Here is a 21,380-nt window from a genome sequence, read left to right as displayed (position 1 = left end):
TACTACCCGGACACGGCCCTTGGTCGTTCGGCCGGCTCGGACTCCGTTCCGCTGGAGCGGAGTTCGCTGCTGACCAGGAGGTGGAGCTGGGCGTCCAGCCACGCCCCGGAACGGGCCGCGAGAGCTTCCCCGGCCGGCAGCGCCCCGTCGTCCAGCGCCTCGACGAAGGCGCGCAACAGCGTCGCGGCACGGGTCAGGCCGGTGCGGGACAGCGCGGTCGCGGCTTCGTCGATCCGGGCGCGGGCGGGGACGCCGAGATGACGCAGCCCGCTGTGCGGCACCGCCGACATCGCGGATATCGCCTCGTCCAGCGCGGCCGTCAGCGGATCGGACGACCGCCGCACCACCGCGGCCAGGGCCGTGGAGCCGTCACCGGCGGCGAGATCCGGCACGACCGTCCCCGCCGGGGTGAGCACCCCGAGCGGATCGATCCGCACCCCGCCGCCGGACCGGTGCAGCGCACCGCTGATGTGCGTGGCGCCGCCCTCCAGCGCATCGGCCAGGGCGTCCAGCGCACCGGGGCACTCCGGCCGGTACTCCGACGCCACCAGCGCCCGGCCCCCCGCCGCATCCCGCACCACGGCTTCCAGGCGCTGCTCGGCGGGGTCGTAACCGACGCTCTCCACCTCGGACAGTTCGACGACATGGACCGCCTCCGCCTCGACGCGGGGCCGGATCAGCCGCGGCGGCCTGCTGTTCCAGCCCGCGGTCAGGGCGGTCAGATCCCGTACCAGCAAGGGTTCGGGCAATTCCGTCCAGGCGGCGCCGACCGGGGTGATGGTCGTCGCGCCGAGCCTGCCCCGGGCGACCGTCAGCGCATGGCTCGGGGTGCGCCGGACGCTCTCGCTGACCAGGCTTCCGGTGGCCAGCGAGGCCAGCGTGGTGGCCAGGACACGACGGGTGGCCAGCTGGTGGGCGGACAGCTCCTTGCCCTCCGCGGCCGTCCATGCCTTGCGCAGCACCAGGACGGTGCCCGCGCCGGGGTGGGCGAAGTACACCTCGGAGATCAGGGACTGTCCGGTGCCGTGGACGCGGCAGCCGAGCGAGACCAGCCGGACCCGGCGCAGCGGGGTGTCCCCGGCCTCGCGGGTGCCGAGCACGCCGGGATGCGCGGCGGCCCGCCGCCGGGCGTGCAACTCGGTGAGCAGAGTGGCGACCGACTCCGGGCGGTACTGGGCGGTGCGGTCGGCGTACGCCGTGAGCTGGTCGGCCAGCTCGGCGATCGCGCCCGCGGGCCAGTGCATCGACCGGGCGGTCAGCGCGGCACCGGCGCGTGCGAGGGCTCCGCCGTGCACCGGGCCGACATGGGCCACACCCTCTGCCAGCAGTTCGTCCGCCGGCCCGAGGGCCGCGTCGAGCGCGGACAGCGCGGTGACCGGCGCGGCGGCGCGACCGCCGACCTGGACGGGTACGGAGCGCTCGTCGGTGTCCGCGTCGTCGGCGGCCCGGAACGCCCAGACCGCCAGGGCCACCACCTCGCCCCGCAGCGCGGCTGCCGCGTCGGTCAACGCGTGGGCGATCTCGCCGGGGACCGGGAAACGCACCGTACAGGTGGGTAGCTCGACCCAGGGTTCGGGACGATGGGGGGACGGGCGGTGCACCACGGCGGCATAACCCCGGTCGAGGGTGCGCCGCGCCGAGACGACCGGGCGGATGCCCACCGCGTCGGTGAGCGCGGCGTCGGCGGTGCTGCCCGGGGACCAGTCGGTGAACGCGGCGGGGGCGCCGTCCGGATCGGCCTCGACGCTGCGCTGATGGGCCAGCACCAGGGCGATGAGATGGCGGCACACGCCCGGTGCGGCGCAGCTGCAGTCGCCCTCGTCCAGACCGGTGCCGGGCGGCAGCGCCGTGGTGGTGCCGTCGTCGAACCTGGCCCGCACCGTGGTGTCCGGATCGGTCGTGAGCACCGGAACCGTTCCCGCGTCCAGCTCCTTCGTGGCGCGCTTGACCAGGCCCCGGTTGGCGAGCGCCGCGAGCGTTTCCGGGGTGAGGGCGAGCAGATCGGGGCGCACGGCGGCGCCGGTCCCTTCAGCGGTCGTCGGCACGGTCATCGGCCCAGCCTCCCGGCGACGAACTCGGCGAGCCGGCCAGGCGTCATCGCTCCGATGTGCGCCCCGGCCGCCGCGAGCTTCCCGGCCGTCACCCGGTCGTAGTCGGGGTCGGCGTCCTCGTCGAGCGCGGCCAGCCCCAGTACGGTCGAGCCCTGCTCCACCAGCCCCCGCACCGCCCGCACCAGCCGGTACGGGTCGCCGCCCTCGTAGAAGTCGGTGATCAGCGCGACGACGGTGCGGCGCGGGTTCTCCACCAGACCCGCGCCGTACTCCACGGCCCGTGCGATATCGGTGCCGCCGCCCAGCTGGACCCGCATCAGCAGCTCCACCGGATCGGTCACGTCCGAGGTCAGGTCCACCACCTGGGTGTCGAAGGCGACCAGGTGCGTCTTCAGGCCGGGCAGGCCCCACAGGCACGCGGCGGTCACCGCGGAGTGGATGACCGACCCGGCCATCGAGCCCGACTGGTCGACCAGCAGGATCAGCTGCCACTGCGTCACATGGCGTCGGGTGCGGGAGTGGAAGTGGGCGCGCTCGATGAGCAGGCGCCGTTCGGCCGGCTGGTAGTGGGCGAGGTTGGCCTTCACGGTCTGCCGGAAGTCGAAGTCCCTCGCCAGCGGAACCCGGCTCGGCTTGCGGGAGCGGGTGCCGTGGAACGCCCGGCGGATCTCCGGCTGCAGCCTGGCCATGAGCTGTTTCACCACCGACTCGACGATGCGCCGGGCCAGCCGCAGCACCTGGGGGTTCATCAGATGCTTGGTGCGCAGCACGGCACGCAGCAGCGTCTGGCTGGGCTCGACCCGCTCCAGCACCGCGGGGTCGGTGACGATCTCCTGGATGCCGTACTTCTCGACGGCGTCCCGTTCCAGGCGCTCGATGGTCTCCTTCGGGAAGAGCCGGTGGATGTCGTCGAGCCAGTCGACCGCGGTCACCGCGGACGGCCCGTCGCCGCCCGTCCGGGGAGCCGAGCCGGAACGGCGCACCCCGCGCCGGCTGAGCTCGGGGTCGCGGCCGTAGAGCCAGTCGAGCGCGGCGTCCCGGCCGGCGTCGGCCGGACCCGGCCGCCCGGTGTGCCGTTCGGCGGCGGCGCCGAGGACCAGCCGCCAGCGCTCCAGCCCCGCGTCGGGGACCGTGCCGGAACCCTCCTCGGGCCCGAGCGCCCGGCCGGGTGCCTGTTCGGGGGTGGTCATGGGGTGGCATCCAGTTCGTAGCGGGCCAGCAGTCGGGACACGGACTCCTCCAGGGCGCGGGCCCGGGCGATCAGCAGGGGGTCCGCGGTGGTCCGAAGCAGGGAACGCGAGGAGCCGCGCACCCCGCGCCGTTCCAGCAGACGGGCGGCGATCCGGTCCCGTTCTCGCGGCGGGAAGAAGGCGAAGGCCTGCCGCAGCGCGGGCAGCCCCATCAGGAACTCCTCGTCGGACAACGCGCTGACCAGGCCGTCCAGCACATCGATCAGCGACTCGGCCGCGCCGTCCGTTCCGTCGGCGGTGTCGTTGCCCACCGCGCCCGTCACCTCGTCGCGGGCCAGCGCGAACAGCCCGGCCAGCCAGTCGCCGAGCGCATCGGCACCGGCTCTCGCCACCGTACGCACCACCCGGGCCGGATCCCCCGACGTACCCCGGGAGCCCGGGATCTGCCCGAGGGACCGGGCCAGCCCGAACGCGGCCCCGCGCACATCGATCGGCGCCTGAGGATCCTCGGCGATCCGCCGGGCGATCCCGGCCGCGACCTCACGGGTGACGGAGAGCAACTCCGGTGCGTGCAGCACCGCGTCGCGCACCGCGACCACGGCCCGCAGACGGGGGAAGTCCACCCCCGACGAGCCGCGCGCCCCCTCCAGGAGCCACAGCAGCTGCTCCGTCGCCCCGTCGATCACGGTGGCGAGCAGCGGACCGCGCGCCATGCCGAACACCCGGTCGTGCCGCCACAGCCCGAGAGCCGTGGCGAGGATCTCCCCGAGCGGGCCGGTGGCCTGCAACTCACGTACACAGGAGGAGAGTTCGCCGAGCAGCTGCTCCGAGAAGCCGCCCATACCGCACAGCACCGCGTCGAACAGCGCCCCCGCCGGACCGTCGGCCTCCGCCGTACCGCTCCGCGTGCGCTCGCTGAGGGCGACGGCGGCCGCCTCGGCCAGCGTGGCCCCGTACGCCCCCGCTTCCACCAGCGCGGCCTCGCGCCCCAGGACGGACTGCGCCTCCCAGCGTTCGGTGAATACCGGGTCGACGCCGTGCGTGGGCCCGGCGGTCCGCACCTGGCCGGGAATACCCAGCACCCGCAGTCGGTGGAGCACCCGGCTGCGTTCCAGATCGGTGGCGTCCGTGAGATCGAGGTGGTACGTCGCCTCCGGGCCGCCGTCCAGCGCCAGCCCGGCGAGCTGCGCCGCCACGTCATGCACCAGGGGCGGTGCCGGAGTTTCGGGATGGAGCCGCCCCGTGCGGTCGCCGCCGCAGGCGGCGACCATCTCGACGACCGCGGGATGGGCTCCCGCCGTCAGCGTGCCGCGGCCGGTCCACGGCAGCGGCCGGTCCAGATCGTCCGTGATCAGGGCACCCGCCAGGCCGTCCAGCACATCGATCCGGGCGGGGCTCGGATGGCCGCGCAGCGCCGTCAGCCCTTCGGCCAGGCTGCGGGCGGCGATCAGATCGGAGGTGGACACCGGGTACTTCCGGGCCCGCAGCCGCTCGACGACCACCCGCAGCAGGCCGTCCGCCGCAGCCTCGGGGCCGGCCTCCCACACCTGCTGGTAGTAGCCGGGCGACGGCATCCCCGACTGGTACCCGGCGAACGCGTCCAGCTTCCGGAAGGAGTACGGCACCAGGAAGCTCCCGGCCATGGCGCCGTCCGGCGGGGCGGGCACCACCGGCCACCCGTCCGTGCCGAGCTCCCAGCCCTCGCCGTCCTGCCCGCCCGCCGCGTCCCGTGCACCGGGCGCGGTGAGCGCTTGGAGCGCCGGCTGGTGGAAGCCACCGGTGACCACCAGGACCGGCCGGTCACCGGCCGCTTCCACCGCAGCCCGCACCCACGCGGCCATGTACGACTCCCGGGCCCGGTCCCCCGCGTCGGCCTCCGCGTCACCGCGCACCAGCGCGAAGTACGCGTCGAGCCGCTCGGCGAGACCGACGTCCGGCTCGACCTCGAACAGGCGGTCCCACAGGGCGTCGGAGGAGTCCACCGCGAACTGCCGGCACAGCCGCTCCGTCGCCTCCGCGTAGCGGGCCTCCGCGTCGGCGTAGCGGTTGGTGCGCTCGGCGAACGCCGGATGCCAGGCCGGCAGATCGATGAAGCGGACCTCCGCCCCGGCCGACCGCCCCGCCCGCAGCGCGACCCACTCCGGCGAGTAGTCGCACAGCGGGGCCCAGGACGTCGCGGCCCGCTGTCCGTCGCGGTAGTGGCTGAACACCGCGACCGGCAGCTCGTGCCCGAGCAGCAGCTCGCCCAGCCGGCCGTTCATCTCGGCCGGACCCTCGATCAGCACCTGGGCGGGCCGGAGCTCCGCGACGGTCCGTTCGACGAGCCGTGCACAGGCGGGGGAGTGGTGACGTACCCCCAGGAACACCGCGGACATCAGTCGGCCAGCAGATGGCGTGCGTCGTGCAGGGCCTTCCACTGCGGTCCGCGGCGGCGAGGCACCTGCTGCTCCAGATAGCGGCGCAGCCGGGCCAGGTCCTCCGGGCTGTCCTTCGCAGCGGTACCCGCCAGACACGCCACCACATCGGCGGCGCTGCCCGGCTCGCCGCGCAGGAACCAGCCTCGCACCCCCACGGCGTGGGCGACGGACACGGCCTCCGCCGTACTCATCACCGCCGACGGGCGGTCCGAACCGGCACCGCCCTTCTCACCGGCCCCGGCACGCAGCTCCCGGAACGTCCCGACCAGGACCTCCAGCACATCCCGGTCCGGCGGCGGCTCCACCCCGGAGCGTCGCAGCAGGGTCGTCACCTCGGCCTCGACCAGGGCAAGTTCGGTGTCCAGGTCCGGGATCGGGAAGACCGTCTCGAAGTTGAACCGCCGCTTGAGCGCGGCGCTCATCTCGTTGACGCCCCGGTCCCGGGTGTTGGCGGTGGCGATCACATTGAAGCCCTGCCGGGCGAAGACCATGCCCTGCGGCCCGGTCAGCTCGGGGATGGCCACCACCCGCTCGGAGAGCAGCGACAACAGCGAGTCCTGCACCTCCAGCGGACAGCGGGTGATCTCCTCGAACCGGACGAGCCTGCCCTCCGCCATGCCGCGCAGCATCGGGGCCGGTACGAGCGACCGGGTGGAGGGCCCCTCGGCGACCAGCAACGCGTAATTCCAGCCGTACTTGATCTGGTCCTCGGTGGTGGCCGCGCCGCCCTGCACCGTCAGCGTCGAATCGCCGCTGACCGCGGCCGCGATCAGCTCGGAGAGCAGCGACTTGGCGGTGCCCGGCTCACCGACCAGCATCAGCCCACGGTTCGTCGCCAGCGTCACCAGGGCCCGGTCCACCAGCGAGGGGTTGCCGACGAACTTCCGGCCGATGCCGGTGTCCGCGTCACCGATGATGAACCGGCGCGCCGCCCGCAGGCTCAGCTCCCAGCCAGGCGGACGCGGATCACGGTCGTCGGCGCGCAGCGCCGCCAGCTCCTCGGCATACCGAACCTCGGCCGGGGGCCGCTGCACCGGTTCTGTTCCACCGCCCGGCGCCCCGGCATGCGCCTCCTCCCGCGCGGTCATGACGCCACGCCCTCGGTGAGTTCGGCCAGGTCGCTCAGGAACTCGGACACGGCCACCGCGTCCAGGCCGGTGAAGCGGAGCTGATATTCGCCACGGCTCCAGTGGTCGTCGGGCCGGCTGTCGAGCCAGACCGTCTCCAGGGTCTGGTCGGGGAACATGTCGACCACGCCGACCGCGATGCCCGGGTCCAACGCGATCACGAGATAGCAGTCGTCGCTCAGCCGCTTGGAGATCCAGCGCTCCACCCCGGCGTCCTGCGGCACCCCGCGCTCCCAGCCGCGTCGCTGCAGCCCCAGAACCTTCCCGATCGGAACCTTGAGCCCCTCGAACCGGGTGAGCCGGTACCCGTCGGTCTCCTTCTCGGAGAGCGCGAGCACACCCCGCCCGAGCTGCGGGAACGGCTGCAGGATCTCGTAATCGGCGAACAGCTCCGACCAGACGGTCAGTTCGTCACCGAGGTGCAGCGGATGCGCCAGCCGCACCGTCGCGTCACCGGCCAGGACGAAGACATCGTCCTCCGCGTCGGCGAACGTACGGTCCTCCGCCACCCGGAACGCGGTGCGCGTCCCGTCCTCCAGGTCGCTCAGCCACACCAGCCGGCGCACCAGATGCCACAGCAGCGGATGACCGACGAACAGTTCCTGGAACTCCCGGGCCGTCCAGGAACGTCCGGTCACCATCGCGGCCTCCAGACGCCGCACCTGGTCGGAGGCGATCGTCCGGACGTCCTTCTTGAGCGCCATGAACCGCTTGCGCTCCGCCGGGGCGAGCTCCGCGTCGTCGCGGGCACCCGGCTTCGGCAGGTCCTTGCGGCGCTTGCCGTCACCGTCCAGCACGTACGGCCGCAACTGCTCGTCGAAACCGACCGTGAACGAACGGGGACCGTAGTCGATGACCGTCGAACCGTCCGCGTCCAGCCCGAGGTCGGGCACGAGGCGGTCGGAGAGCTGCTCACCCGTCAGCCCCAGCCCCGCGGCCACCTCGGCGATCTTCTCCCCGGCCCGCACCTTGAGGCCCTTGAACTTCACCCGCTGCGAGATGCCGTGCAGATGCAGCAGCGCCACATCGCTGCCGATGGCGGCCAGCACATTGAGGCCCTCGACGGCCCGGTGGTGCGCCGACTCACCGGGCCAGGACCGGATCACCGGGGTGAGCCGGCGGACCGTTTCGTCGTCGCCCAGCAGCCCCAGCGCGTGCAGCGCCCACGACTCCTTGGCGGGCATGTTCGCCATCCGCCACTGCTCGAACAGGGCCCAGGCGAACTCCGCGAGCGAGGCGGACTCGGCCGTCCCGGTCAGCGCGGCGATACCCGGGTACACCTCACCGGGCTTCGACAGCGCCAGCATCGTCAGGGCGTTGCGCACCGCCGCGACCGGCAGCGCACCGCCGGACCGGACCATGACCTGCGGCAGCACCGAAGGCTCCGCCCAGCCCGGCAGCGCCGGCATCTTGGCGGGCAGCGCACGCTCCAGCGGATCGGCGGCCAGCAGCTCGTCCACCGCTGCCGCGGCTTCCGGGCCGTACGCCCGGGCGGCCTCGCGCACCACGTCGTCGCCGTGCGTCCTGGCGATCGACGTCAGAGCCTGCTCGGCGGCGTTCCGTGCGGCGCCCGCCTTGCCCACGGCGGCCGGGACCAGCAACGGGGCGGCTGCCACGCCGTGCCGGGCGAACCAGGCGCGGGCGGTCGACGCGGTGGACTTGAGCCGGACCGCCCAGTCCGCCATGTGCCGGGCGACATCCGCATCGACGAACGGGAGGAACAGCGGGGCGAGCGTGCTCGGATGCCTGGGCACGGCGCGCAACAGCACCGGGAGCGCGGCCAGGCCGAAGCGTGCGGCGATCGGCTTGAGCGTGTCCTCGCCGTCCCACAGATCGGTCGGATCCCAGGCGGCGAGCAGCGGGGCGACCGCGTCCTTGTCGCCGTGGACGAACACCCACGCCGGTCGCAGATCATCGGGGAGCGGCTCCTGGCGCAGCACGGCGATGTACTCGTTCACGTCGCTGTCGCTGCGATTCCTCGTGTACCAGGAGGAGCTGGCCGCCCAGGCCGCCTGCTCCTCGGGCAGCCATTCCAGCGTGGGCTCGCAGACGGCGGTCAGCCCGGTCACGGGCTTGGCCCTGACCGTGGTGCGGGGCCGGGACCACGGCGGAGCCGTCAGCACGGCCGGCAGGGCGTCCACCGGTGCGTCGGGGACCAGATCCACCGGATTGAGTAGCGGTTCGACGATCTCCACGACCTCGGGGCCGAGATCGCCGAGCGCCAGTGACACCACCTCGCGGTGGGCACCGACATGGCTTCGGAGCAACTGCAAGGACCGGGACGCCGCTGCCGGACTGCCACCCGCCTCGGCGGCCAGCAGCCGCACCGCCCGCACCGGATACCGGCGCATGGCTTCGAGGAGCGAGGGGCGGACGTGCTTGGAGTCCGCGTGCGCCAGCAGGCCGAGGAAGGCATCGTCCGTCGGCAGCTCCACCAGGGCGCCGGCGGCGAGCTTCACGCTGTCCGAGTAGTAGTGGGTGCCGTCGAGGGTGTCGGCCAGCGCCGGGGCGATGGCCGGGCCGACGCCCTCGGCGACCGTGGCGATGGTCGCCACCCCGAGGGTGTAGTCCGGGCGGTAGGGCAGCAGCGCCATCTGGTCGGCCGAGTACAGCGAGCTGAACACCATGGCCCGCAGCGTGCGGTCCTGCTCGGCGTGCACCGCCGGATCCGCGCAGAGCTCGTCGACCCAGTCGGTCTCGCTCGGGACCAGATAGGAGACGATGATCCTGCGCAGGGTGTCGGTGCGGCACTCGGCCAGTGCCTCGACCGCCGCCCGGTATGTGGCTTCGTCGGCTGCCGCGAGCAGCGCGCGGACCCGGTCGACCGGCGAGCGGTGGTGCCAGGCCCAGTACTGGTGGCGGGGGCCCGGGAGCGCCCGCAGCCGGGGCGCGCTCCGTGTGAGGCCGCTCTGCTGCCAGTCGGCGTCGACCGAGAACACTTCGGTCGCGGCCCGTGCGGCGAACGGGAGGTCGTAGCGCTCGGACCAGAAGTCCGCCCATCCAGAGGCGTTGGCGATCGCGGTCAGCGCCGCCGCACCGGCCGGACAGGGGGCGCCGTCGAGGTGTGCGCGCAGTGCCTCGGCCGCCGCGGTGTCCGAACGCGGCGAGTCCGCGAACTCCGCGATCCAGGCGGCCTCTTCCGTGAGCCTGGTCTCGATCGCCTCGATCGTCTCCCGCTTCGCCTTGGCCGGCCCGCGGCGCACTCCGCCGCGCCGGGGGTGCAGCACCCGCTTCCAGGTGTCGGGCAGAGTGAAGGCGTCCTCGTCGGGGAGAACGGTCGCGTTCTCGTCCACAACCGTGGCAGGGGCGGCCGCTGCCGGAGCAGTGCCGGTGACGGCCGCGGTGTCCGGGGCGGTGGGCGTCGAAGCGGACGCCTCGACCTCGCGGTACCCCTTCTTCTCCTTCTCCGCGATCGTCTTGACGACCTGGGCGGCAGCGGCCTCGGCCGACGCGTACTCCTTGGTCTGCCTACGACCGTCGCTCCCGCACCGTCCGTAGCGCACCGTCACCACGGCGCCCTCGGCCTCGGTCTCCCAGAACTTCGACGCGGTGCCTTCGACATATTCCCAGCGGCGCACAGTTCCGCCCCCTTCCCGCCCGCAGCCCGCTCCGCCGCGGGCTTTTCGATCAGTGGTGCCACAGTAGAACGGAGCACTGACAACGCAGCGTGACCGGGGTGTTCTACGGGTGAAACCGCAGGTCAACCGCCAGGCGAGGTGCTTGCAGGCACCGCACGGCTACGCACGATGACGGTCCACGGGACACCGGTGCGGCACACAGCCGTCCGGGCACGCGGCACTGCCCCGTCCGCTCACACGCCATCGACCCGTGCCGCACCGGAGCCCCGTGACCGCGCCCGGCATCGTCACGGAGCGGATACGGCACGCTCGCCACCGGACGGTGCCCAGGACGGCGCCACACCGGTGACCTGGCACACCATCAGGAAGAGCGGGATGGGCGGGGTGTAGGGCGTGCGGCTGTCGGGCTGGTGGATCAGCCGGGGCCGGACCGCGGGGACGAACGCGCCCTTCGCGTAGCAGGCCTGCGCGGGCCAGTCCAGGTCGAGGTCGGAGCCCGCGGGCACGATCCACCACCAGCGCTCGGCATCCGCGAAGACGCAGCCGGTGCGCGGCAGGTGGGACATCAGCCGGAAACCGTACCGGGCGGGCACCCCCACCGCGTCGCAGCCCAGGCTCGCCGACAGCGCGGGCGGCAGCGGCAGCTGCACCGTGCCGACCGGGCCGGCGGCCGGCCGCAGCTCACGGGGGCGCCGGGTGCCCAGCAGATGGGACATCGCGTTCTTCAGCATGACCGCTCCGAGCCGTGCGGCAGTTCCGCCCAGACGATGCGCCCCGAGCCGTTGCCCGCGTCGCGGGAACCCCAGGAACTGCACATCGCGTCGACGAGCAGCAGGCCGCGTCCGTGCTCGTCGTCGGAGGTACGCCGCAGCTGCGGCCCGCCGGGCTGGTGCCCCTGGTCCTGCACGGCTATCCGCAGCCGTCTGTCGAGGCAGCGCAGCTCGCACAGGACGCGAGCGCTCACGGTGTGCACGACCGCGTTGGTGACCAGTTCCGAAACGATCAGGATCGCCGAGTCGTGGGCGTCCGCGTCGAGCTGCCACTGGTCGAGCCGGGCTCTGGTCAGCCGCCGCGCACCCGCTACCGATTCGGGGTGCGCGGGCAGGGCGAAGCAGTACCGGAGCGCCTCCGTCCCGGGACTGAGATCCATGAGCCGGGGGATGAGCGCACTGCCAGGTGCCACAACCGATTCCTCACAGTGGGGGCTGCGTCACGCTCCGCGCACCCATGTGAATGAGGGCGGTCGCGACATCGTGAACTGGTTCACTCACCAACTCTCCCCCTGTCGTGAACACTTGGCAAGGGGCACTCTGAAATTTTCAGAGTGGCTGTGTTCTGGTCGGCCCGCACATGGCACACTGCTCAAAAACAGCGCATGGGGAGGTCTGAAGTGAGCGAACCGCGGTCCGCCCCGACCGTGGGTCAGGTCGTTCTCGGCAAGCGCCTGCAGGATCTGCGGGAGCGCGTCGGCCTGAGCCGTGACCAGGCTGCCAAGGTGCTGCGCGTCGCACCTGCGACGATACGCAGGATGGAGACCGCCGAGGTCGCTCTCAAGATCCCCTATGTGCAGATGCTGCTGAGGGCCTACGGGGTCTCCGACGACGAGGCCGACGCCTTCGTGGAGCTCGCCGAGGAGGCCAACAAGCCCGGCTGGTGGCAGCGGTTCCACGACGTGCTGCCCGACTGGTTCAGCATGTACGTCAGCCTGGAGGGCGCCGCGAGCCTCCTGCGCATGTACGAACCGCACTTCGTCCCCGGACTGCTGCAGACCGAGGACTACGCGCGTTCGGTGATGCGCACCGGGGCCGTGGGCCAGACCAGACCCGAGGACATAGAGCGCCACGTGGCGCTGCGGATGCAGCGCCAGTCCCTGCTGACACGGCCGGACGCCCCGAGGCTGTGGGTGGTGATGGACGAGACGGTGCTGCGCCGCCCCGTAGGCAGCGTCGAGGCCATGCGGGAACAGATCGACCGGCTGCTCGAAGCGACCGAGCTGCCGCATGTCACCCTGCAGATCGCCGAATTCTCGACGGGACACCACCCGGGCACCTACGGCCCGTTCGTCCTCTTCCGCTTCGGCGTCCCCGAACTCCCCGACATGGTCTACAGCGAGTACCTGACCGGTGCCGTCTACTTCGACGCGCGCCCCGAGGTGGCCTCCTACCTCGAAGTCATGGACCGCATGGCGGCTCAGGCCGCAACTGCACAACGCACGAAGGAAATCCTCCGGGACTTCCGCAAGGAGCTGTGATGGATCCCATATACAACGGCATGCCGGCCGCCGAACTCGGCTCCGAGGGCTGGCACAAGCCGTGGAGCGGTGGGAACGGAGGCAATTGCGTCGAAGCGATGAAGCTGTCCGACGGCAGAATCGCCGTACGCCAGTCCGCCGATCCCGACGGCCCGGCCCTGATCTACTCCCCACGCGAGATCGCCGCCTTCATCCAGGGCGCCAAGTCCGGTCAGGCCGACTTCCTGCTCACCTGATTCCGCGGCCTCCCGACCGGGCCGGCCCCGCGCCCGGACCGGCTCTCTTGCCCGAATCCGCCGCGCCGGGGCCGTCCCGGCCCCAGACTCTTGTTGTTCGCCGACCTCTGGACCCATGGAGCGCGCTATGACCGGGCACGACCCCCGAGCCATCGAGATCGACACCACCAAGCCGCATCCCGCCCGGATGTACGACTGGTTCCTCGGCGGCAAGGACAACTACCCGGTCGACGAAGAGATGGCCCGGCAGCTGCTCGCCCTCGACGCCCGCGGGCGGGACATGGCCCGGGTGAACCGCGCCTTCATGCACCGGGCCACCCGATGGCTCGCCGAGAACGGCATCCGCCAGTTCCTCGACATCGGCACCGGCATACCGACCGAGCCGAACCTCCACCAGATCGCCCAGCGGACCGCCCCGGACGCGCGCATCGTCTACTGCGACAACGACCCGATCGTCCTCGCCCACGCGGCGGCCCTGCTGCGCTCCACCCCGCAGGGCGCCACCGAGTACATCCAGGCCGACGCCCGCAAGCCGGAAGCCATCCTCGAAGAGGCCGGCCGGGTGCTCGACTTCGGCAAGCCGATCGCCCTGTCGCTGCTCGCCCTGCTGCACTTCCTGGACGACGAGGACGGCGCGGCCGAACTCGTCGACCGCCTCGTCGAGCGGCTCGCCCCCGGCAGCTACCTGGTGCTCTCGCACACCACCGGGGACTTCGCCCCCGAGCGCGCGGCGGAGGCGTCCGCCATGTACCGGGCCCGGGGGATGACGCTGCGCCTGCGCTCCCACGCCGAGTTCACCACGTTCTTCGACGGGCTCGAACTGGTCGAGCCCGGTGTCTCGCTCTCCGCGGACTGGCACCCGGAGCTCGGCGAGGCCGTCGAGGTCCCCGGCGACGAGCCGATCCCCGGCTACGCGGGCGTCGCCCGCAAGCCCTGACCGCACCTTCCTGGTCCGGCCCGTTCGGGACCGGGAGGCTTCGGCCGCCACCGGCTCCGGCACAGTGCCGAACCGGGCGGGCGCCCGCCCCTTTCAGCTCCCCAGCTCATGGCCGGTCGTCGCGTCCACATGGCCGGGCACCTCGTCGTGCCGGTCGCCCACCGTCGACGTACCCGACGGCTCGAACAGCAGCAGCGAGGCCCCCTCGGCGGAGTGCGGCTTGTGCCAGGTACCGCGCGGGACGACGAACACCGCGCCCCGGTCGAGGGTGACGGTCCGCTCACCGTCCGCCTCGCGCAGGTGGATGTCCAGGGCGCCGTCGAGCACCTGGAAGAACTCGTCGGTGTCCTCGTGGACGTGCCACACATGCTCGCCGCGGACCTTGGCGACCCGTACGTCGTAGTCGTTGACGCGGGTCACGATCCGCGGACTCCACAGCGTCCCGAACGTGCCGAGCGCATCGCTCAGCAGCACCGGGCCGGGGGTGTTCCTCGTCGTGTCATCGCTCATGATCCCCATCCTCGGCGTGCCGTCCGCACCCGTCGAGTGCTAGGAATCGCACATGACGCAAGAATCCTCGCATCGGGTCGCAATGATCGTGTCGGCCGGTTCCAACCCCTTCGAGATGGGTGTCGCCACCGAACTCTTCGGGCTGCGCCGTCCCGAGCTGCCCGTGCCCTGGTACGGGTTCGAGCTCTGCGCCGAGACCCCGACCGTGCGCATGCACCACGGCTTCTTCCAGCTGTCCGGCGTCGCGGGACTCGACGCCGTCGACCGCGCCGACACCGTCATCGTGCCCAACCGCCCGGACCCCGGCAGCGCACCCGACCCGGCCGTCCTCGACGCGATCAGGCGGGCGGACGCCCGGGGCGCCAGACTGGTCAGCTTCTGCACCGGGGCCTTCACGCTCGCCGCCGCCGGGGTGCTGGACGGCAGACGCGCCACCACCCACTGGCGCTGGGCCGAGGACTTCGCCGCCCGCCACCCGCTGGTCCGGCTCGACCCCGACGTGCTCTTCGTCGACGAGGGCCGGGTGATCACCGCGGCCGGGAGCGCCGCCGCCCTCGATACCGGGCTCCACATCATCCGCGCGGACCACGGCGCCGAGATCGCGGCGGCCGTGAGCCGCCGGCTGGTCTTCGGCGTCCACCGCGAGGGCGGCCAGCGCCAGTTCGTCGAGCACCCGCTGCCCGACGTCCCCGACACCTCGCTGGGCCCGCTCCTGGCCTGGGCCGAGGAACGCCTCGGCTCGGACCTCACGGTGACCGGCCTCGCCGCCCGCGCCGCCGTCAGCCCGGCCACCCTGCACCGCCGCTTCCGCGCCCAGCTCGGCACGACCCCGCTCGGCTGGCTGACCGAACGCCGGATCACACTCGCCCGGCGGCTGCTGGAACGCGGTGAGGAGCGCCTGGACGTGGTCGCCCGGGCCAGCGGACTCGGCACGACGGCCAACCTGCGGGCCCACTTCCGCCGCAGTACCGGACTGACCCCCGGCGAGTACCGCCGCCGGTTCACCCCGGCCCCCTGAGCCGCTCCCGCCGCAGGTCACAATGGACGCATGTCACGACGCACGAAACGACCGGGACGGCCCGCCCCCGCCGCAGCACGCACCCCCGCGGTCACCGCGCAATCGCCGTGCCCGTGCGGCCTGCCCGCGACCTACGCGGACTGCTGCGGCCGGCTGCTCGCCGGGACCGCCGCCGCGCCGACCTGCGAGTCGCTGATGCGCTCCCGGTACGCCGCCTTCGTCGTCCGGGACGAGGCGTATCTGCTGCGCACCTGGCATCCCGACACCCGGCCGCCTTCCGTCGACTTCGACCCCGGGATGCGATGGGTGCGCCTGGAGGTGCTGGAGACGACCGACGGCAGCCCGTTCCACACCACGGGCACGGTCACCTTCCGCGCGCACTTCACGGACGACGGGCGGCCGGACTCGCTCCACGAGAAGAGCCGATTCGTCCGGCACGACGGCGCCTGGGTCTACGCGACCGCGGTCTTCGTCGACTGACACCCGCGGGTGCGGCGGCCGGAACGGGTCAGGCCGCCGTTTCCGCCAGGGGCTTCTCCGGTGACAGCTGCTGTGCCAGGTCCTCCGCCAGCAGCCGTTTGGCGATCACGTCCACCGCGGCCCGCAGCTGCCGGTCGTCCGCCCGCGTTCCGTGCTCGTCCAGCCGCTCGCCCAGCCACCGCGCCCAGGCGTCGGTGATCGCCGCCGCCTCCCGGCTCCCGGCGGCGGTGTGCGTGAACACATGACCGTCGCCGGTGAGGTAGCCCTCCTCGATCATCCGGTCGAAGACCGGCACCAGCACCTCGGGCGGCAGCCGGTGCCGGGTCGCGATCAGCCGCAGACCCGCGTGCCCGACCATGCGGGTGAACAGCTCGACCTGCATCACCGCCCAGGCACCCGCCATGTCCAGCCGGGTGTCCGAGTCCGCGATGATGCGCCTGGCCGTGTCCGGGCCCGCCCCGTGCAGGATCTTGGCCACGGCGAATTCGAGGAGTTTGGCCGAGTCGCCGGAGCTCGGCTGTGCGAAGCCCTCGCCCATGTCCGTGGAGCCGACCCGGACCGTGTCCCGCAGCTTCACCTGCTTCAGGAAGAGCGCGACGAAGAACCCCAGCACCGCGACCGGCACCGTCCACAGGAAGACGGTGTGCAGCGTGTCCGCGTACGCCTGGGCCAGCGGCGCGGACTGCGCGGCGGGAAGACCGTGCAGCCCCGCAGGGCTCTGTGCCGCCTTCGCCAGCGTCGCGGGATCACCGCCGGCCCGCGCCGCGGCGGCGACGCCGTCGGTCAGATTGGGCTTCAGCGCGTTGGCGTAGATGGTGCCGAAGACCGCCGTGCCGAAAGAACTGCCGAGCGTACGGAAGAAGGTCACGCCCGACGTCGCCGTACCCAGGTCCGCGTAGTCCACCGTGTTCTGCACGGCGATCGTCAGGACCTGCATGGCCAGACCGATGCCGACCCCGAGCACCAGCATGTACAGCGACTCCAGCCACACCCCGGTGCCGGGGCCCATCCGGGAGAGCAGATACAGCCCCAGCGTCATGATCAGCGAGCCCACGATCGGGAAGATCCGGTACTGGCCCGTCTTGGAGACCACGTTGCCGCTGAAGATCGATGCGACGAGCAGCCCGAGGACCATCGGCAGCGTCCGTACGCCGGACAGGGTCGCCGAGTCCCCGTCCACGTACTGCAGATAGGTCGGCAGGAAGATCATCGCGCCGAGCATCGCGAAGCCCACGATGAAGCTGAGGACCGAGCAGACGGTGAACACCGGATTCCGGAAGAGCCGCATCGGCAGCATCGGTTCCTGGGCCCGGAACTCCACGAGGCAGAAGAGCGCCAGCGCGACGAGACCGCCCGCGAAGAGACCGAGGATGACGGGCGAGCCCCACGCGTACTCGTTACCGCCCCAGCTCGTCGCCAGGATCAGCGCGCTCGCGCCGACCGTGACCATCGCGATGCCCAGATAGTCGATGACGGGCTTGCCCGCGGTCTTCACCGAGGGGATGGTCCGGGCCGCGGCGATGACCACCACGATGGCGATCGGCACATTGACGTAGAACGCCCAGCGCCAGCTCAGATGGTCGGTGAAGAGCCCGCCGAGCAGCGGCCCGATCACCGTCGACACCCCGAAGACCGCGCCGATCGCGCCCTGGTACTTGCCCCGTTCGCGCAACGGGATCACATCGGCGATCAGCGCCATCGAGGTGACCATCAGCCCGCCGGCCCCGATGCCCTGCAACCCGCGCCAGACGATCAGCAGCGTCATGTTGGTCGCGAGACCGCAGAGGAACGAGCCGGTGATGAAGATGATCGCCGAAAGCTGGAAGATGATCTTCCGGCCGAACAGGTCGCCGAACTTGCCCACCAGGACCGTCGCCACGGTCTCGGCGAGCAGATACGCGGTCACCACCCAGGACATATGGGCGGCGCCGCCCAGATCCGAGACGATCGTCGGCAGCGCGGTGCCGACGATCGTCTGGTCCAGGGCGGCCAGCAGGATTCCCAGCACGATCGTCGCGAAGACGATGTTCCGGCGGCGCGGATCGAGTACGGGCGGCGCGGCGGCACTCTGCGCGACGGTGGCGGTCTCGCTGGCAGTGGTCACGCTTGCACCTTCACACCGCCCCGTCCCTCCCGCATGTGGGGGACGGCCGGACGGGGCGTCAGGCCAGCAGATCCCGTACGGAGGCCTTCAGCCGCGTCACGAAGGCCTCCCGTACGGGCTCCGCCACCCGGTCCAGCGAGAGATACGGATTCAGGTCCTCCAACTCGACGAGCAGCAGCTCGCCCCGCGCGGTACGGCAGGCGTCGACCCGCTGGATGCCGTGGTCGAGGCTGTTCCACTCCACGAAGCCGCGGGCGAACGCCAGATCGGCCGCGTCCGGCGCGTACGGCTCCAGCACCCACCGCCGCTCCGGGTCCGGGGCGTACAGCGCGTACTGGAAGTCGTGGTCGATGAAGTAGAAGGACACCTCGTAGCGGAAGTCGATCCGGGGCTGGACCAGCAGCGTGCCGTCCTCGCCCTTTGGGAGCGCGGCTTCCCGCACGAACCGCAGCCCGGCCGAGTCCGCCCCCAGCTTCGGCTTGACCACGTACTCGGGGGCTTCGGGCAGCGTCCCCAGATCGGCCGCCCGGTCCACGGTGGGGATCACCGGATGGCCGGCCCGGCTCAGATCGACCAGATACTGCTTGCCCGCCATGTCCCCGCGGCCGTGCAAGGGGTTGTAGACCCTGGTGCCCAGCTCCCGCGCCCGTGCGCGGAACGCGTCGTACGCCTCCTGGTAGTGGAGCACCGGACCGCTGTTGCGTATGACGACCGCGTCGAAACCGTCCAGCAGCGCGGCGGCGTCCCGGGGGTGACAGAGCGCGACATCGAACTCCTCCCGCAGCCGCGAGGTCAGCTGGATGTCCTCGTCGCAGTAGCGACGGCCCCGCGCCTCGTAGGCGAGGTCGGTGACGAACAGGACGGACGGTCGTGAACCGGCGGGCATGGCGTTCCCCCCAGGGGGTGTGTCGGTGGACTGCTGATCAATAGCCTTGACGGCGTTGCCCGTTCACGATCCTGGAGCGTCATGACCCCTGCCGCGCACGAGCCGGTCGCATCGCGATCGCCGTCCCTGCCCGACATTCTCTCGCCCGCCTTCGCGGCCGATCCCTACGGGGCGTACCGGATCATGCGGGAGAGCGCGCCGCTGATCCGGCACGAGGCCACGAACAGTTACCTCATCTCCCGGTACGAGGACGTGGAGCGGGTGTTCAAGGACAGGGCGGGGGAGTTCACCACCGACAACTACGACTGGCAGATCGAACCCGTCCACGGCAGGACGATTCTCCAGCTCAGCGGCCGCGAGCACGCCGTCCGCCGGGCCCTGGTCGCCCCCGCCTTCCGGGGCACGGACCTCCGGGAGAAGTTCCTGCCGGTCATCGAGCGCAACGCGCGCGAGCTGGTCGACGCCTTCCGGCACACCGGAGAAGCCGATCTCGTCGGCGACTTCGCGACCCGCTTCCCGGTCCTCGTCATCGCCGACATGCTCGGCCTGGACCGGGCGGACCACGACCGTTTCCACGGCTGGTACACCACCGTCATCGCCTTCCTCGGCAATCTGGCGGGCGACCCGGAGGTCGCCGCGGCCGGTGAGCGGACCCGCCGGGAGTTCGCCGAGTACATGATCCCGGTCATCCGGCGGCGCCGGAGCGAGCCGGGCGACGACCTGCTCTCCGCGCTCTGCGCCGCCGAGGTCGACGGGGTGCGGATGAGCGACGAGGACATCAAGGCGTTCTGCAGCCTGCTGCTGGCGGCGGGCGGCGAGACCACCGACAAGGCCATCGCCTCCGTCTTCGCCAATCTGCTCACCCACCCCGAGCAGCTCGCCGCGGTGCGGGAGGACCGGAGCCTCATCGACCGGGCCTTCGCCGAGACCCTGCGCCACACCCCGCCGGTCCACATGATCATGCGTCAGGCCGCGAAGGAGGTGGAGCTCAGCGGCGGTACGGTCCCGGCGGGGGCCACCGTCACCTGTCTGATCGGCTCCGCCAACCGCGACGGGGCGCGCTACCGCGAGCCCGACCGGTTCGACATCTTCCGTACCGATCTGACCTGCGCCACCGCCTTCTCGGCGGCCGCCGACCATCTGGCGTTCGCGCTCGGCAGGCACTTCTGCGTCGGTGCGCTGCTGGCCAGGGCGGAGGTGGAGACGGGGGTGAACCAATTGCTCGACGCGATGCCCGATCTACGGCTCGCGGACGGCTTCACCCCCGGCGAGCAGGGTGTCTTCACCCGGGGCCCGCGGTCGCTGCCGGTCCGGTTCACCCCGGTCGCCGGCTGAGACCGGGGCACCCGCGCGGGAAGAGCCGGCGGAACGCGGCGGTCAGCGGATGTGGCGACCGGAGATCGCCCGCGCGATGACCAGCCGCTGGATCTCGCTCGTACCCTCGAAGATCGTGTAGATCTTGGCGTCGCGGTACATCCGCTCCACGGGATGCTCCCGGCTGTACCCGGCGCCGCCCAGGATCTGGACGGCCTTCTCGGTCGCGGCCACGGCGAGTTCGCCCGCGCGCAGCTTGGACATGGAGCCCTGCCCGGCGTCGAAGGTCCGGTCGTTGCGGGCCATCCAGGCGGCCTGCCAGATCAGCAGCCGGACGGCCTCGATCTCGGTACGGATGTCGGCCAGCGCGAACGCGATCGACTGGTTCTCGATGACGGGCCTGCCGAAGGCCTCCCGCTCACCGGCGTACTCCAGCGCGTACTCGTACGCGGCGCGTGCGATGCCCAGCGCCTGTGCGCCGACGGTCGGGCGGCTGACCTCGAAGGTCGCCATCGCCGCCTGCCCCTTGGCGTTGGTGCCCTCGCGGGCCCGGGCCAGCCGGGTGTCCAGCTTCTCCTTCCCGCCGAGCAGGCAGTGCCCGGGTACGCGTACGTCGTCCAGGAACACGTCCGCCGTGTGCGAGGCGCGCAGGCCCAGTTTCTTGATGGTGCGGCTCGCCGCGAGGCCCTTCGTGGCGGGCGGCACGATGAACGCGGCCTGGCCGCGGGCCCCCAGCGCCGGGTCGACCGAGGCGACGACCACATGGATCCCGGCGATCCCGCCGTTGGTGATCCATGCCTTCTGGCCGGTGAGCACCCACTCGTCACGGGCCTCGTCGTAACGGGCCCTGGTGGTCATCGCGGAGACGTCGGAGCCGGCCTGGGGCTCGGAGACGCAGAAGGCGGCGACCTTCGGGGCGTCCTCGTCGCCGTAGCACTGCGGCACCCACTCGGCGAGCTGGTCCGGAGTGCCGGAGGCGAAGATCCCGGCGACGGCGAGCGAGGTGCCGAACAGCGCCATGCCGATCCCGGCATCGCCCCAGAACAGCTCCTCGTTGGCTATCTGGAGGGAGAGCCCGGTGGGGTCGCCGTACATGTCCGCGAGGGATTCGAAACCGTACAGTCCGACCCGGGCGGCTTCCTGGATGACGGGCCACGGGGTCTCTTCCCGGGCGTCCCACTCGGCGGCCGCGGGCCGGACGACCCGGGCGGCGAAGCCGTGCACCCAGTCCCGCAGATCCTGCTGCTCCTCGGTGAGGGCGAGGGAGAAGAAGCTCATGGG

General features: G+C 72.2%; 17 protein-coding genes. 6 read left to right on the top strand and 11 right to left on the bottom strand.

The features are described 5' to 3' along the window. Positions 1-2 precede the first annotated feature (2 nt). The 7 genes from ACFVH0_RS02595 to ACFVH0_RS02565 all read right to left on the bottom strand — a co-directional run bounded on the left by ACFVH0_RS02595 (position 3) and on the right by ACFVH0_RS02565 (position 11,546). Complete coding sequence (locus ACFVH0_RS02595) at positions 3-2,051, bottom strand: hypothetical protein (protein ID WP_385817620.1); 2,049 nt, start codon at positions 2,049-2,051, stop codon at positions 3-5. Then, positions 2,048-3,241 (bottom strand): VWA domain-containing protein, encoded by a 1,194-nt coding sequence (locus tag ACFVH0_RS02590; RefSeq protein WP_385817619.1) that lies wholly within the window; start codon positions 3,239-3,241, stop codon positions 2,048-2,050. The genes ACFVH0_RS02595 and ACFVH0_RS02590 overlap by 4 nt, the downstream gene beginning before the upstream one ends. After that, on the bottom strand, positions 3,238-5,616 hold the full coding sequence (locus ACFVH0_RS02585; RefSeq protein WP_385817618.1) for a DUF5682 family protein: 2,379 nt from the start codon (positions 5,614-5,616) through the stop codon (positions 3,238-3,240). Before ACFVH0_RS02585 ends, ACFVH0_RS02590 begins: the two co-directional genes overlap by 4 nt. Further along, on the bottom strand, positions 5,616-6,746 hold the full coding sequence (locus ACFVH0_RS02580; protein WP_385817617.1) for an AAA family ATPase: 1,131 nt from the start codon (positions 6,744-6,746) through the stop codon (positions 5,616-5,618). The genes ACFVH0_RS02585 and ACFVH0_RS02580 overlap by 1 nt, the downstream gene beginning before the upstream one ends. Continuing rightward, positions 6,743-10,363: a DUF4132 domain-containing protein gene (locus tag ACFVH0_RS02575; RefSeq protein WP_385817616.1), complete on the bottom strand. Its 3,621-nt coding sequence runs from the start codon at positions 10,361-10,363 to the stop codon at positions 6,743-6,745. The genes ACFVH0_RS02580 and ACFVH0_RS02575 overlap by 4 nt, the downstream gene beginning before the upstream one ends. Positions 10,364-10,650: 287 nt before the next feature. Then, on the bottom strand, positions 10,651-11,094 hold the full coding sequence (locus tag ACFVH0_RS02570; RefSeq protein ID WP_385817615.1) for a hypothetical protein: 444 nt from the start codon (positions 11,092-11,094) through the stop codon (positions 10,651-10,653). Beyond that, positions 11,088-11,546: an ATP-binding protein gene (locus ACFVH0_RS02565; protein WP_385817614.1), complete on the bottom strand. Its 459-nt coding sequence runs from the start codon at positions 11,544-11,546 to the stop codon at positions 11,088-11,090. The genes ACFVH0_RS02570 and ACFVH0_RS02565 overlap by 7 nt, the downstream gene beginning before the upstream one ends. Before the next feature lie 207 nt (positions 11,547-11,753). Here ACFVH0_RS02565 and ACFVH0_RS02560 point away from each other — a divergent pair, with 207 nt between their 5' ends. From ACFVH0_RS02560 to ACFVH0_RS02550, 3 genes are all read left to right on the top strand, one after another. Continuing rightward, positions 11,754-12,614: a helix-turn-helix domain-containing protein gene (locus tag ACFVH0_RS02560; RefSeq protein ID WP_385817613.1), complete on the top strand. Its 861-nt coding sequence runs from the start codon at positions 11,754-11,756 to the stop codon at positions 12,612-12,614. Further along, positions 12,614-12,850, top strand: coding sequence for a DUF397 domain-containing protein (locus ACFVH0_RS02555; RefSeq protein ID WP_124720717.1), 237 nt, complete (start codon positions 12,614-12,616; stop codon positions 12,848-12,850). Before ACFVH0_RS02560 ends, ACFVH0_RS02555 begins: the two co-directional genes overlap by 1 nt. A 127-nt stretch (positions 12,851-12,977) precedes the next feature. Then, positions 12,978-13,787 (top strand): SAM-dependent methyltransferase, encoded by an 810-nt coding sequence (locus ACFVH0_RS02550; protein ID WP_385817612.1) that lies wholly within the window; start codon positions 12,978-12,980, stop codon positions 13,785-13,787. A gap of 93 nt (positions 13,788-13,880) precedes the next feature. On the opposite strand, the gene ACFVH0_RS02545 is transcribed toward ACFVH0_RS02550, so the two are convergent. Next, a complete protein-coding gene (locus ACFVH0_RS02545) occupies positions 13,881-14,297 on the bottom strand; it encodes a cupin domain-containing protein (protein ID WP_385817611.1) in 417 nt (138 codons plus the stop codon). 52 nt (positions 14,298-14,349) lie between these two features. Between ACFVH0_RS02545 and ACFVH0_RS02540 the strand changes: the two genes are divergently transcribed. Together ACFVH0_RS02540 and ACFVH0_RS02535 are read left to right on the top strand one after the other, a co-directional pair. Beyond that, on the top strand, positions 14,350-15,315 hold the full coding sequence (locus tag ACFVH0_RS02540; protein ID WP_385817610.1) for a helix-turn-helix domain-containing protein: 966 nt from the start codon (positions 14,350-14,352) through the stop codon (positions 15,313-15,315). A gap of 30 nt (positions 15,316-15,345) precedes the next feature. Continuing rightward, positions 15,346-15,795: a YchJ family protein gene (locus ACFVH0_RS02535; protein WP_385817609.1), complete on the top strand. Its 450-nt coding sequence runs from the start codon at positions 15,346-15,348 to the stop codon at positions 15,793-15,795. Between the two features lie 28 nt (positions 15,796-15,823). Here ACFVH0_RS02535 and ACFVH0_RS02530 read toward each other — a convergent pair whose 3' ends face one another. Further along, positions 15,824-17,899, bottom strand: a complete 2,076-nt coding sequence (locus tag ACFVH0_RS02530; RefSeq protein WP_385817608.1) for an MDR family MFS transporter — start codon at positions 17,897-17,899, stop codon at positions 15,824-15,826. Positions 17,900-17,957: 58 nt separating this feature from the next. Beyond that, positions 17,958-18,785 (bottom strand): hypothetical protein, encoded by an 828-nt coding sequence (locus tag ACFVH0_RS02525; protein ID WP_385817607.1) that lies wholly within the window; start codon positions 18,783-18,785, stop codon positions 17,958-17,960. A gap of 81 nt (positions 18,786-18,866) precedes the next feature. Here ACFVH0_RS02525 and ACFVH0_RS02520 point away from each other — a divergent pair, with 81 nt between their 5' ends. Next, a complete protein-coding gene (locus ACFVH0_RS02520) occupies positions 18,867-20,120 on the top strand; it encodes a cytochrome P450 (RefSeq protein ID WP_385817606.1) in 1,254 nt (417 codons plus the stop codon). Between the two features lie 42 nt (positions 20,121-20,162). On the opposite strand, the gene ACFVH0_RS02515 is transcribed toward ACFVH0_RS02520, so the two are convergent. Next, positions 20,163-21,377, bottom strand: coding sequence for an acyl-CoA dehydrogenase family protein (locus tag ACFVH0_RS02515; RefSeq protein WP_385817605.1), 1,215 nt, complete (start codon positions 21,375-21,377; stop codon positions 20,163-20,165). Between the last annotated feature and the right edge of the window lie 3 nt (positions 21,378-21,380).

The sequence above is a fragment of the Streptomyces sp. NPDC127117 genome (assembly GCF_042677325.1).
Classification (GTDB): domain Bacteria; phylum Actinomycetota; class Actinomycetes; order Streptomycetales; family Streptomycetaceae; genus Streptomyces.
The sequence above is the reverse complement of the archived record's forward strand: the minus strand, read 5'-3'. Positions and strand labels throughout refer to the sequence as shown.

Excerpts from the sequence above, each read along its gene's own strand:
- ACFVH0_RS02595 (WP_385817620.1), bottom strand. The coding sequence starts at position 2,051 with ATGACCGTGCCGACGACCGCTGAAGGGACCGGCGCCGCCGTGCGCCCC.
- ACFVH0_RS02590 (WP_385817619.1), bottom strand. The coding sequence starts at position 3,241 with ATGACCACCCCCGAACAGGCACCCGGCCGGGCGCTCGGGCCCGAGGAG.
- ACFVH0_RS02585 (WP_385817618.1), bottom strand. The coding sequence starts at position 5,616 with ATGTCCGCGGTGTTCCTGGGGGTACGTCACCACTCCCCCGCCTGTGCA.
- ACFVH0_RS02580 (WP_385817617.1), bottom strand. The coding sequence starts at position 6,746 with ATGACCGCGCGGGAGGAGGCGCATGCCGGGGCGCCGGGCGGTGGAACA.
- ACFVH0_RS02570 (WP_385817615.1), bottom strand. The coding sequence starts at position 11,094 with ATGCTGAAGAACGCGATGTCCCATCTGCTGGGCACCCGGCGCCCCCGT.
- ACFVH0_RS02555 (WP_124720717.1), top strand. The coding sequence starts at position 12,614 with ATGGATCCCATATACAACGGCATGCCGGCCGCCGAACTCGGCTCCGAG.
- ACFVH0_RS02550 (WP_385817612.1), top strand. The coding sequence starts at position 12,978 with ATGACCGGGCACGACCCCCGAGCCATCGAGATCGACACCACCAAGCCG.
- ACFVH0_RS02545 (WP_385817611.1), bottom strand. The coding sequence starts at position 14,297 with ATGAGCGATGACACGACGAGGAACACCCCCGGCCCGGTGCTGCTGAGC.
- ACFVH0_RS02540 (WP_385817610.1), top strand. The coding sequence starts at position 14,350 with ATGACGCAAGAATCCTCGCATCGGGTCGCAATGATCGTGTCGGCCGGT.
- ACFVH0_RS02535 (WP_385817609.1), top strand. The coding sequence starts at position 15,346 with ATGTCACGACGCACGAAACGACCGGGACGGCCCGCCCCCGCCGCAGCA.
- ACFVH0_RS02525 (WP_385817607.1), bottom strand. The coding sequence starts at position 18,785 with ATGCCCGCCGGTTCACGACCGTCCGTCCTGTTCGTCACCGACCTCGCC.
- ACFVH0_RS02520 (WP_385817606.1), top strand. The coding sequence starts at position 18,867 with ATGACCCCTGCCGCGCACGAGCCGGTCGCATCGCGATCGCCGTCCCTG.
- ACFVH0_RS02515 (WP_385817605.1), bottom strand. The coding sequence starts at position 21,377 with ATGAGCTTCTTCTCCCTCGCCCTCACCGAGGAGCAGCAGGATCTGCGG.